Source organism: Streptococcus hillyeri (assembly GCF_003686955.1).
GTDB classification, from domain to species: Bacteria; Bacillota; Bacilli; order Lactobacillales; family Streptococcaceae; genus Streptococcus; species Streptococcus hillyeri.
On the sequence record NZ_RCVM01000012.1, the window covers coordinates 36,748 to 49,588 of the forward strand.

At 41.8% G+C, this 12,841-nt stretch carries 13 protein-coding genes; all 13 read right to left on the reverse strand.

Translation table 11 applies throughout. The features are described 5' to 3' along the window. Positions 1–7: 7 nt before the first annotated feature. Positions 8–1,534, reverse strand: a complete 1,527-nt coding sequence (locus tag EAF07_RS06750; RefSeq protein ID WP_121835832.1) for an ABC transporter permease/substrate-binding protein — start codon at positions 1,532–1,534, stop codon at positions 8–10. Next, on the reverse strand, positions 1,527–2,255 hold the full coding sequence (locus EAF07_RS06755) for an ABC transporter ATP-binding protein (RefSeq protein WP_121835833.1): 729 nt from the start codon (positions 2,253–2,255) through the stop codon (positions 1,527–1,529). The genes EAF07_RS06750 and EAF07_RS06755 overlap by 8 nt, the downstream gene beginning before the upstream one ends. Continuing rightward, positions 2,242–2,703 (reverse strand): MarR family winged helix-turn-helix transcriptional regulator, encoded by a 462-nt coding sequence (locus EAF07_RS06760; RefSeq protein WP_121835834.1) that lies wholly within the window; start codon positions 2,701–2,703, stop codon positions 2,242–2,244. Before EAF07_RS06760 ends, EAF07_RS06755 begins: the two co-directional genes overlap by 14 nt. A gap of 46 nt (positions 2,704–2,749) precedes the next feature. Continuing rightward, positions 2,750–3,712 carry an alcohol dehydrogenase catalytic domain-containing protein gene (locus EAF07_RS06765; protein WP_121835835.1) on the reverse strand — a complete coding sequence of 321 codons (963 nt, stop codon included), beginning with the start codon at positions 3,710–3,712 and terminating at the stop codon, positions 2,750–2,752. 189 nt (positions 3,713–3,901) lie between these two features. Next, the gene (locus tag EAF07_RS06770) at positions 3,902–5,239 is read right to left on the reverse strand and encodes a PFL family protein (RefSeq protein ID WP_121835836.1); all 1,338 of its coding nucleotides are present in this window, start codon (positions 5,237–5,239) and stop codon (positions 3,902–3,904) included. Between the two features lie 10 nt (positions 5,240–5,249). Then, positions 5,250–5,516, reverse strand: a complete 267-nt coding sequence (locus EAF07_RS06775; RefSeq protein ID WP_121835837.1) for an ACT domain-containing protein — start codon at positions 5,514–5,516, stop codon at positions 5,250–5,252. Between the two features lie 93 nt (positions 5,517–5,609). Then, entirely contained in the window at positions 5,610–6,992 is a 1,383-nt protein-coding gene (argH, locus tag EAF07_RS06780) for an argininosuccinate lyase (protein WP_183121671.1), read from the reverse strand. Further along, positions 6,993–8,189: an argininosuccinate synthase gene (locus EAF07_RS06785; RefSeq protein WP_121835839.1), complete on the reverse strand. Its 1,197-nt coding sequence runs from the start codon at positions 8,187–8,189 to the stop codon at positions 6,993–6,995. Between the two features lie 110 nt (positions 8,190–8,299). Continuing rightward, entirely contained in the window at positions 8,300–8,971 is a 672-nt protein-coding gene (locus EAF07_RS06790) for a hypothetical protein (protein WP_121835840.1), read from the reverse strand. 11 nt (positions 8,972–8,982) lie between these two features. Next, entirely contained in the window at positions 8,983–9,972 is a 990-nt protein-coding gene (lplA, locus tag EAF07_RS06795; protein WP_121835841.1) for a lipoate--protein ligase, read from the reverse strand. 93 nt (positions 9,973–10,065) lie between these two features. After that, positions 10,066–11,175, reverse strand: a complete 1,110-nt coding sequence (locus EAF07_RS06800) for a DUF4097 family beta strand repeat-containing protein (RefSeq protein ID WP_121835842.1) — start codon at positions 11,173–11,175, stop codon at positions 10,066–10,068. After that, on the reverse strand, positions 11,172–11,489 hold the full coding sequence (locus EAF07_RS06805; RefSeq protein WP_121835843.1) for a PadR family transcriptional regulator: 318 nt from the start codon (positions 11,487–11,489) through the stop codon (positions 11,172–11,174). Before EAF07_RS06805 ends, EAF07_RS06800 begins: the two co-directional genes overlap by 4 nt. A 341-nt stretch (positions 11,490–11,830) precedes the next feature. Further along, positions 11,831–12,832 (reverse strand): siderophore ABC transporter substrate-binding protein, encoded by a 1,002-nt coding sequence (locus tag EAF07_RS06810; protein WP_121835844.1) that lies wholly within the window; start codon positions 12,830–12,832, stop codon positions 11,831–11,833. Positions 12,833–12,841: the final 9 nt, after the last annotated feature.

Sequence of the window (12,841 nt, forward strand, 5' to 3'; positions counted from 1 at the left end):
TTTTCTCCTAGTTTTCAATAAATCCATTTTCCACTAAATAAGTATGTGCGACTTCCGCCGCTGGTTTTCCTTTGACATCAACTTGGTAGTTCATCTCGGACATATCGCTCTCAGAAATTTTGCCAGCTAACCGGTTTAGGACTTTTTCCAGTTCTGGATACTTGTCTAATAACTCTTTTTTCAAAAGCGGTGCTCCCTGATATGGCGGGAAGAGCTGTTTGTCATCTTCTAAGACCACTAAATCATATTGCTTGATTTGACTATCTGTTGAATAAGCGTCAATAAGGTTCACATCTCCTGTTTGAATAGCTTGATAGCGAAGGCTTGGCTCCATAGTGTTTACCTTGAAATTTAATCCATACAGTTTTTGTAAGCCAGGATAGCCATCTGCACGGTCATTAAACTCCAATGAAAATCCTGCAACTAATTGGTCTTGTACCTTAGCCAAATCTGAAATTTTTGTCAGGCCATGCTCCTCTGCAAAGTCACGTGTCACTGCAAGAGCGTAAGTGTTTTGATAAGCCATCGGCCTTAACATGACCAGATTGTCCTGCGCTAAAATGCCTTCACGCGCTGCTTCAAAAACCGTTTCAGGGTCATTTGATAGTTGGGGCGAATTTTTCAATAAAGAACCTGTCACTGTCCCTGTAAATTCAGGATAGATATCAATCTGACCAGCTTTAAGAGCCTCGTAGAGAAAACTGGTTTTCCCAAAACTTGGTTTCAACTCAACCCTTATATCAGTGTCCTGCTCGATGAGTTCCTTATACATATTGATTAGGATTTCAGGCTCTGCCCCTAATTTTCCTGCAACGGTAATCGTTTCCTTAGTCGGTTCATTTTTGGGGAAAAGGGCTGGCGCATAGGAGACAAAGAGTCCAGACACAATGGCCAACAGGGTAACTAAAATGGTTCTCAGCTTTGCCTTTTCCAAAAGCTTCAAAACCGCATTAAAGAGGACAGCCAACACCGCAGAAGACAGGGCACCAAGAAGAATGAGCGAGGAATTGTTGCGGTCAATTCCCAGCATGATGAAGGAACCTAAGCCCCCAGCCCCAATGAGTGACGCCAAGGTTGCCGTACCAATAATCATCACAGCTGACGTCCGAATCCCTGACATGATAATCGGAAGACTGATAGGAACTTCAAAAGTTTTTAGCCGTTCCCACTTAGTCATCCCAAAAGCTGTACCGGCTTCAACCAGACTAGGATCAATGCTATCTAGGGCGGTAATGGTATTTTGCATAATCGGGAAAATCGCATAAGTCACTAGCGCTACTACCGCAGGCAACGTCCCAATTCCCATAAAAGGAATGAAAAGTCCTAGCAAGGCCAGAGAAGGTATGGTTTGAAAGATACCTGTCATTTGCAAGGACAGCTCTGCCCAGCGTTTATTTTTGCTCAGTAAAATAGCAAGTGGCACCGAAATCACAATAGCAATCAAAAGAGCAATCAAGGAAATTTGTAAGTGCTCAATCAAGGCTAGCAGCCATTCATCAAATCTATCTTGGAATGTCGTTATTAAATTAGTCATCAAGCACACCTCCAAATAATTCTTGAACAAAGGCATCAGCAGGGTGGCTTAACAGCTCTTGCGGTGTCGCTAACTGTACAATACGTCCCTGATTAAGAACGGCAATACGATCTGCTAATTCTAAGGCTTCGCGAACATCGTGCGTGACAAATATTGTCGTCATCTGAAACTCATCATGGAGTGCCTTAGTCAATTTCTGCAACTGTTCACGGCTAATCGGATCCAGAGCAGAAAAAGGTTCATCCATCAGTAAAAAGTTTGGCTCGGCAATAATCGCACGAACAATTCCAACCCTTTGTTGTTCACCACCCGATAAATCTTTTGGGTAACGGTTCAAGTAAGCAGCCGCAGGTAGTCCAACCTTTTCAAGTAAATCACGTGTTTTTTCTGCAATTTTGTCCTTACTCCAGCCTTTCATTTTTGGAATAACGGCAATATTTTCAGCCACAGTCAGATTTGGAAAAAGTGCAATTTGTTGCAAGACATAGCCCATAGACAGGCGCAGTTCACGTAAATCCAGTTGATTTTGTTGCTTGCCATCAATGATGATTTTCCCTTCAGTCAAATCAACCAGACGATTAAGCAACTTGAGAATGGTCGTTTTCCCTGAGCCTGATGGCCCAACCAAAACTAAGAATTCCCCATCCGCAATGTCAAATGTTTGATGGTCCAGAACGGTCTTACTTCCAAAGCGTTTCGTTACCTCTTCAAATCTTATCATAGGCCTTCTCCATTTCTAATTTCAAAGCAGCATTATACTTGGCAGTCAGGGCTGTCAGGGTCTGTTGTTCTTCTTCTGTCAATACCTGAACCGCTTCATTTTCAATACGATTGAGTTTCTCAACAACACTTGAGGCAAACTCTCTGCCTTTTTCAGTCAGAACGACTAATTTATGGCGTTTGTCACTGGCATTTTCTCGCAATTCGACATAGCCTTGTTTCTGCCAACTCTTAACAGTGGCATTGACAACCTGCTTGGTTGAGTACGTTTTCTCTGCTAGCAATTTTTGAGTCACATAGTTTCCAGTCGCTAGTGGATAATTCGTCACCCATAGCAAGAGCTGCAAGGATTTGCTTTGCATGCCATGTTTTCTCGCGTAGTTTTCATAAAGCGCAGCTTGTTCATCCATGATACGCACATAGGATTTCATTTCTAAATCGGTTTTCATAAGATTTCCTTTCAATTTGGTGACAGCACATCCATTATAAATGGGATTAGCGTTCTTTATTTCTCACAATGACTTTGCCAAATGCTTGTGAGCTTTCAAGATAATCATGTGCCAATCTGATATCATCTAGACTAAACACCTTCTCTGGCTTGACATCAATCTGATAGTGCTCAATCACGTCAAACAAGCTCTGCCATTGTTCCTCCGAAACATTACCAGAATAAAAAGTGGTCAGATAGATATTTTTTCTCAACTCATAAGTCGGGTCAAACTCTTCCAAATACCACTGGTTTCCCAGAAGCCCCGTGCTGCAAACAATGCCATACATCTCCATGTGAGCAATGGAATCTTTGATACTGCTTGGCCCTACTAGCTCAAACACCTTATGGAAGGTCAGGTCCGTTTCCAGTTTCCCATCCTTATCGACAATAACGCCATCATAGCCAACGGCTAAAAGCTGCGCTTCTTTCTGACGATTACGGACAGACCCATAAACCTGACACTTAGGGAAAATCGCCTTGACTAATTTTGTAAAAGCCACACCGACACCCGAAGAGGCTCCACGGACCAAAATCCGATCACCATCTTCTAAACGTAGCTGCTGCATAGACCCATAAGCTGTGAAAAAGGTTTCCGGAACAGCCGCAAATTCCTCCCAAGTCAAATTGGTTTCCACTGGATAAATTTGCTCATTTGGTACTAAAACATACTCCGCATAAGAACCATCAAAAGCTCGCCCCATTTCGCCCATAGTTGACAAGACCTTCTGACCGACAGGCAAGCGACTATGATCCGTCGTTTCAACAATTACTCCCACGCACTCTATACCAAGCACACGAGGAAAGGAGACGCTAGGAGAGTGACCTTGTCTCGTGAAAATTTCTGAACGATTAATGCCAAAACCTTTGACACAGATTAGGGACCACCCATTTCTAACCTTTGGAATGCTTTTCTCAACTAACTCTAAAACATCGGAACTACCTGGACGATTAACTACCACGGCTTTCATCACAACCTCCTTATTTAGTCAAATATTTTTACTATTTAAAGACATTGTACACTTCATCTGGAAAACAGTCAAACATTTTTACTATTTTTTTGAAAAAATAAAAAGAAGACTGAGAAAGACCCTTTTGAGTGTTTCTCCAATCTTCATTTGTTATTCTTATAAATTTCTCTACTGATATCTGTTGATGAACTAATTCTTAAAACTATGAATTGGTGCAGGAATCTGTCCGCCTCGATGGATGAAATCTGCTGATGAGTTCTGATTGACCTTCATAACCGGAGCTGTTCCTAAAAGCCCTCCAAACTCAATCATGTCGCCTTCTTTGCCTTTTGGAATAATGCGAACAGCTGTTGTCTTCTGATTGATGACCCCGATAGCTGCTTCATCAGCAATCATAGCTGCAATAGTCTCATAAGGCGTGTCCTCTGGAATGGCAATCATATCCAAACCAACGGAACAGATAGCCGTCATAGCTTCTAGTTTTTCCAAGTTAAGAGAGCCACTCTGCACCGCCGCAATCATTCCCTCATCTTCTGAGACAGGAATGAAGGCACCTGAGAGTCCACCGACTTGGTTACATGCCATCACGCCACCTTTTTTAACAGCATCATTAAGAAGCGCAAGCGCAGCTGTTGTCCCGTGTGTGCCGACAGTTTCCAAGCCCATTTCTTCAAGCACACGCGCCACAGAATCACCTACTGCTGGTGTTGGAGCAAGCGAGAGGTCAACGATCCCAAACTTAACACCAAGGCGCTCACTCGCCATCTGACCGACCAATTGACCGATACGAGTAATCTTGAAGGCTGTTTTCTTGACCGTTTCAGCCACAACATCAAAGCTCTCACCACGCACCTTTTCCAGAGCACGCTTTACCACACCAGGTCCTGAGACCCCAACATTGATCACGACATCAGCTTCGCCGACCCCATGAAAAGCACCCGCCATAAAAGGGTTGTCTTCAACCGCATTGGCAAATACCACCAATTTAGCTGCCCCCATGTCAGAAGCGTCAGCTGTTTCCTTAATAATACGCCCCATGTCACGGACGGCGGTCATGTTGATACCCGACTTGGTTGATCCAATATTGACAGACGCACAGACCTTATCTGTCTGAGCTAGGGCTTGCGGAATGGAGTTGATGAGAATCTCGTCCCCTTTTTGGTAACCCTTTTGTACTAAAGCTGAAAAGCCACCGATAAAATCAACGCCAATCGTCTTTGCTGCACGGTCAAGCGCATGTGCTAGCGGAAGATAATCTGTCGCATTCGTTGCAGCTCCGATAAGCGCAATTGGCGTTACAGAGACACGTTTATTGACAATGGGAATCCCCAGCTCTGCTGCAATCTCATCACCCACCGCTACCAAATTCGCTGCCTTAGTTGTAATTTTGTCATAAATTTTCTGCGCAGCTTTTTCAATATCCGAATCAATACAATCCAAGAGGGAAATCCCCATCGTAATGGTCCTAATATCGAAGTGCTGCTCCTCAATCATATCAATTGTTTCACGAACTTGTCTAATATCCATAGGTCACCTCTTACAAATTGTGCATGGCGTCAAAAATAGCTGCGCTTTGAATATTGATTTTGACATTCAGCGTTTGTCCAAAGGCCTCCAAGTCGCTACGCAAAGCCGTGAAATCCTGTTTCTCCTCAGATGATACCACCGCCATCATGGTAAAATACTCATCCAAAACCGTCTGAGAAATATCATCAATGTTCAGATTTAGCTCAGCCAATTTACCTGCCACGCCTGCTACAATCCCTTTTCCATCTTTACCAACAACCGTTACAATAGCTTTCATATCAAACTCCTTATCTTTTTGTTTATTTTAGCATAAACTTTCCAAACATTCTATTTAAACCAAAAAACGTCCGTATAAATCGAACGTTTTATTTTAAAATTCCTTCTTCGCCATCTCAATCTGCCATCTCACCTGTTCAAATCCTGTGCCTCCAAGTGAGTTACGGCGCTCAACTGCTGTTTTTGATTGTAAAGCTACATAGATATCTTCTTCAATCAAGTCAGAGATTTCTTGATAACGTGCCAAGGGAACATCTTGCAAATAGTGTCCTGCCTTGGTACATTCTAGGACTAATTTACCTACGATTTCATGGGCTTCACGGAAAGGCAATCCTTTAGTAGCAAGGTAATCTGCTAACTCTGTCGCATTTGAAAAGTCTTTTTCGGTTGACTCTGCCATACGCTTATCATTTACAGTCATACTGCTCAGCATGCCAGCTAAAATATCAAGGGATACTGTAATGGTTTCCACCGTATCAAACATACCTTCCTTATCCTCTTGGAGGTCTTTGTTATAAGCCAGAGGCAGGGATTTCATAACCGTCAAAAGCCCAATTAAATTACCATAAACACGACCTGATTTCCCCCGAATCAGCTCCGCCATATCAGGATTTTTCTTCTGAGGCATGATAGAAGAACCTGTTGAAAAGGTATCTGACAGGGTCACAAATTGGTATTCGTGACTACACCAGTTAATGACTTCCTCACATAAACGGCTCATGTGCATCATCAAAATAGAGCTATTGGCTAAAAATTCCAAAATAAAATCACGGTCAGATACAGCATCTAAGGAGTTGCTGTAAGGTTTGGCAAAGCCCATAAGCTGCGCTGTCCTCTCACGGTCAATCGGAAAGGTTGTTCCTGCCAAGGCTGCTGCTCCCAGTGGTGATAAATCAGTATGTTTCACATTAAATTCAAAACGCTCCGCATCACGAGTAAACATACTATAATAAGCCATCAGATGGTGCCCAAACGAAATCGGCTGCGCATGCTGCAAATGCGTGTAGCCTGGCATGATGGTTTCCACATGCTTGTCAGCTAAGTCCACCAAAACCTGACGAAGATTTTTTAATTTAGCTAGGACTTCGTCTAACTTCATTTTTAAATAAAGGTGCATGTCCGTTGCCACTTGGTCATTACGCGAGCGAGCTGTGTGGAGCTTACCAGCCACTGGACCAATTTTAGCGGTTAGTAAGGCTTCTATGTTCATGTGAATATCTTCGTTGGTTACATCAAAGGTAAGTTGCCCATTTTTGTAATCTATCAAAAGTTCCTCTAAGCCAGATTTTATCTGCTCTGCTTCTTCTTTAGCAATAATACCTTTCTCACCGAGCATCGTGACATGAGCAAGGGATCCTGTTATGTCCTGCTCTGCCATTTTCTGGTCAAAGGAAATTGACGCCCCAAATTCTTCCACCCATTTTTCGAGGCTAGCTTCAAAGCGACCACCCCATAATTTATGATTTCCTACCATGATTTAATCCTTAGTTCCATTAACTTGACTATTTACTTGAGTAGGAAGCCCCCACAGTTTGATGAAGCCAACTGCTGCGTCTTGGTCAAAACTATCTGCTGACGTGTAGGTTGCTAAATTTTCATCGTAAAGAGAGTTCGGAGATTTCCGAGCCACAACCTGAGCATGTCCTTTATAAAGCTTCACCTTAGCTGTCCCATTAACCACTTTTTGCGTTTCTTTAATATAAGCAATGATGGCTTTAGTTGCTGGGCTAAACCAAAGAGCATTGTAAATCAAGTTTGATAATTCATTTTCAAGGATTGGTTTGAAATGAGACACTTCACGTACCAAGGTCAAGTCTTCAATTTCTTTATGAGCAGTCAACAATGTGATGGCTCCTGGGCATTCATAAATTTCACGTGATTTGATACCCACTAAACGATTTTCAACATGGTCAATACGACCAACACCATGCGCACCAGCAATCACGTTTAATGTTTGAATAAGGTCAGCTAGTTTCATTTTTTCACCATTGATGGCAACAGGTTTTCCAGATACAAAGGTAATATCTACAAATTCAGGAGTATCTGGTGCCTGTTCTGGTGAGGTTGTAATTCCAAAGGCTTCTTCTGGTGCTTGGTTCCATGGATTTTCCAAGACACCACATTCATTGGCACGACCCCAAAGGTTTTGGTCAACAGAATAAGGATTATCAAGGTCAGCTGGAACTGGAACACCATTTGCTTTAGCATATTCAATTTCTTCTTCACGTGACCATTTCCACTCACGGACTGGAGCTACCACTTTCAAGTTTGGATCAAGTGCTGCAATAGCAACTTCAAAACGCACTTGGTCATTTCCTTTACCAGTGCAACCATGAGCAATCGTTGTCGCACCTGTCTTGTGAGCAATTTCCACCAATTTTTTAGAAATAATAGGACGGCTAAGAGCAGATACTAAAGGATATTTTTGCTCATACATGGCATGGGCTTGAAGGGCTGGGAGAACATACTCTTCAGCAAATTCATCCTTAACATCAAGCACATACGATTCAATGGCACCAACAGTCAAAGCCTTATCATGAATAAATTCTAGGTCTTTTCCTTCACCAACATCCATACAAACGGCAATGACATCATAATCTTTTTTCAACCAAGTAATAGCTACGGACGTATCAAGACCACCTGAATAGGCTAAAATCACTTTTTCTTTTGACATAAATATACTTCCTTTTTTGAGAATAAAGCCATTTTATTGCATATTTATTCCTTTGTCAATATAAAAAAGCAAAAACAGGGAAATTTTCCCTGTTTATTCGTATCTTTATTCTAAAATGTATGCCAATCAAAACGCTGAATGTCCACCTCATCTCGGCCTGTCTGATAATCCGGGAACTGAATTTGTTCAAAGGACTGTTGGTCAAGAATATCATGGCCACTATTATCAGCCCGTAAACGATAGAGATAGGCTTCGCCATTTCCAGATCCAGAATGCCAAAAATATTGAGAAACTATTCCGTCAGTAAAGATGATAGCAGCAGCTCGGCCACCTCCAGCAGAGCGAACATAGGACTCAGCTAGATAGGTCGAAACCCCTGACTTGAGGTAATAAATTGATGCCAGAAACATCTGTCCATCACTGCCAGCATGACCTGTAATCAGTTCCATGCTACCATTATCAATATCATAAAAGGCATAATGAGTCGCATGCCCTTCGGTCTGGTCCGATCCAATTTGTTCTAAAGACCAGGCGTAGGCATTTTCCCACTTACGATTGCTCTCAATAGCCGCAACTTCTGATGTTTCAGCAATAGTGGTTTGCGCCTCCTGACGGATTTCTGAGCTAGTAGATACCGTAGTTTGTGACGATTCTGTCTTGGCTTCAACAACCTTCTCAGTATCTCTCTCAATGTTTCCCTGATTTAATTTATTTCCTTTCTGGCAGGCAGAAAAAAGTAAAGTGACACAAACCACAAGACTTAAAATTCCTAACTTTTTCATCTATTCCTGTCCTATGCCACAACTGCTTTTGCGACTTCTTCTGTTGTCATCCGTGAGAAGTAGTGTGTCGTGTCAATGCTCTGCAATTTCTCCAAAACATCCGCATACTCATAGCGCGTGCCGATAAGGAGCTGCTCAATATCTGAGACGTCGCCGATTCCAAAGAAGTCCCCGTAAATCTTGATAGTCTCGATTACAGAGTTTTCAGTCTTAATATAGCTTGTAATTTTACCTGCTGGGTAACGCACCGAACGTTCGACGGTGTAATCTGGTGCCGTACCATAGTTCCAGTCCCAGGTTGAGAATTGTTCTTCGTAAGATTGTTGGATTTTAGCCAACTCATCTTCTGACAAAACATACTCTGTCATATCAGGATAATGCTCTTTCATCTTATCTAAAAGCTTATCTGAAAATTCATTAACGGTGATTTTCTCTGGCAACTCATTTAAAATGTTCGTCACGCGCGCACGGACAGATTTTACTCCCTTAGATTCAATCTTATCTTTTGAGACTTTGAGGGCATCGCCAAGAACAGTCATATCCACATCAAAGAGTAGACAACCGTGGTGCATCATGCGCCCTTTGTAATAAGCTTGCGCATTACCACAGAATTTCTTACCGTCAATCTCAAGGTCATTACGTCCCGTAAATGAGGCTGTTACCCCAAGGTCAGCCAAGGTTTCAATCACAGGTTGTGAGAAGGTTTTAAAGTCAAATGCCCCCTCGTCAGCCTTGTTAGAAATGATGGTGTAGTTCAAGTTATTAAGGTCATGGTAAACAGCTCCGCCACCTGACAGACGACGAACCACATGGATACCGTGAGCATCTGTGTATTCCTTATTGATTTCTTGCACCGCATTTTGGTGTTTTCCGATGATAATGGCAGGCTCATTGATCCAAAGGATAAAAAGCTCATCCTCACCTTGCAATTCTTTAAAAGCATAGGCTTCAAGAGCAATATTATAAGCTGGGTTATTTGATGTGTTAACAATATATTTCACAGGTTAATCCTCCTATAGATACTTCTATTTTAGTGAAAACGGTCGCAAAAGACAAGCCCAAAGCCTTCACTTACTCTAAAAAGTGAAGAGGTATTAGTTAACTGAAACATCTCCAAAGTGATTGGTGATTGTTAGTTGGCGAGTCGCTTGATGATTGATATGAGTATACCGACCATTTTCTCCAGAATGACCTAACACGCGATAATCTCCAAATTTTGTTTCAACCACTATAGCTAAGTCCTCTGCCTGGCCGTCTTTTAAGGAAACAGCGGCATCTCCACAATGATGTGTTAGCATTAAATCTTTAAAATCAAGATCTGACACCGTTGCGTCTCCGTTGGATAATTTTGCCCTTGCATGATCAGCCTTACCGTGACGGTAGATCAGGTCACCATTTGACAGTTGTAATTCGAGAGTTTCGTGACTTTCCACCTTTTCTAATTCTAAATCACCATTGGCTAAATAAAACTCAGCTACTCCCAGTTGGCACTCAGCAATCTCACAGTCACCATTTTGCAAATTTCCTAAAACATTCTCCATAGTACTATGGATTACTTCTCCATCACCATTTTGCAAGGTCATTTTGAGATCAGCAATGCGACAATCTTTTAACTCTAAATCACCATTTGTTAATGTCACAACAGCCTGATTAGCAGTCACTCCTGATAATGTTGCATCGCCATCCCTTGACGTCACCGTAACCGTTTTAAAACTCGTACTTCGTGGTACTTTTACCGTTACTCCAGACGCCATTCTTGTCTTGACTGAAAATAACCCTAAAATAGAAATGGTTTTATAACGTGCCGTATCAGAAGTTTGCGCAATAGTGACCTTACCATTTTCTCTTGAGATGGCTAAGAGTTCTTTCACCTCTTCTACCGCTTCGATAACAACTTCTGACACATCATCCTGCTCAACAATCACATCAAAATCGTGTAAAGTGATTTGAAGAGTTGTCACATCAGCCAATGACTCACGAACGGTTAGCTCTTGGGCTCTTTCTTCTAAAATGCCTTTTTCTTGAAATTGCCCAACCAGTTCTTTAGCCACTTCTTCTGGATGACCAAGCTCAGCAATTGCCTCCGCATTATCCCCAGCTTCTGCAAGGTATTCTTTGAAATAAGCCATTACTTCTTGCTTTTGACTGTCTGTTAAACTAGCCAAAGCCATTTCTAAACGCTGTAAAAATTCTTGTCCTGTCATTTTTTCAATCTTCCTTTCGCCATGTCAAGAATTGCTGCTGAGTAGCGCAGCCATTCTTCTTCTAAATACGTAAACTGTTGGCTCCCTAGAGTGGTTCTACGATAATATTTGCGTTGTCTTCCTTGATGAGCTTCCGAATAGGTTTCGAGATAAGCGCTCAGCTCCATTTTCTTCAAAATAGGGTAAAGCGTTGACTCTTTGATGGGAGTGAGCAATTTCAAGGTCTGACTAATCTCATAGCCATAAGAATCTTGCTCAGCCACAATCCCCAGCACCAGAAACTCAATCACAGGGGATGGAATAGGGTAATACATATCAACCTCCTTAATTTTTACATATGCTTAATTTAAGTATATATAGATTATAAACCTATAATTCCATAAAAGCAAGTAAAAACTGAAAAATAATTGACACCCTGAATTGCTTATCAACGCTTATCCTTGGATTATGTGGGTGACAAGTACCTAAGAAAGCCCTTTCGATAGTGAATTGAGTAAAGGTTAGGATATCGTTAAAAAATGGGATGAAAGCTAGTTCTAGCAGTAGCTCCTTTTCTTGTCCTATTCCTTTCTCAGTCTATTATAATTTGGAAACTAGACAATTTTGCACAGCAAAAAACTCAGACTACTTTTCCTGTCTGAGTTCATCTTATTAATTATTTTCCTGCGTGTTCAGCAACTTCTTCAAACATGAGGCGTGTTGACTCAAGTCCACCACCTGATAGGTACCACAGGTCTGATGTTAGCGTAATGATACGTTTGTTCTGACCAGCCTTTGTTCCTTGTAACAACGCGTTATTAAGGACGTCCGCATTGGTTGACGTATCACCACCAATAGCAAGGGTGCGATCTACAACAAAAATCGTATCTGGATTAACTTCTGCAATTGATTCAAAGCTGAGCCCTTGTCCATGGCCACCACCACGGCGACCGCCACGCGCTTCTTCTTTAATCTCAAGACTTGTTGGCTTGAAACCTAGAGTATTATAGACAAAGCCATAGCGACCTTCCGATCCGATACCTGCAATATTTCCTTCATTCAAAAGAACCATCAAGGTTGTTTGAGCTGTTCCGTCATTAGCTTTTGTGGCAATAGAAACAATATTATCTAGCTCTGCCAATTCTTTTTTGGCTGTTTTTACTGCTTCATCGCCAAACAGTTTAGCCACTTCTGTCACATTGTTTTTAACCGAATTAAGATAGTCAGCGCTATCTGTAGCAAAGTAAACTGTCGGTGCAATTTCTTCAAATTCTGCAATTTTCCCTTGAGTTCGGCCTGAAGCAATAATGACATCAGGTGCCAATTCAGCAATCGCTTCGAGATTAACTTCTTTCAAGTTACCAACATTTGTGACAGAATCCTTCTTACCAAGGTCAGCTAAGTAAGTTGGTAAAGATTGAGACGGCATACCAACAATCGCATCTTCATGCCCCAATGCACGTAAGGTATCGGCCATTCCCAAATCGAGAACAACAATTTTTTTAGGGTTCGTTGGAACAGTGATATCCCCATTTTCCGCTTTAATCGTTACTTCTGCTGGAACTGCTTTCGTTTCCTTTGGTGTCTCCTCTTTAGCTGTTTTTGAACCACAAGCTACTAAAATAAATGTTGCAACAAGTGCTACTGCACTAAGTAATCGTTTCATTGTTTTTGACATATCTGTCTC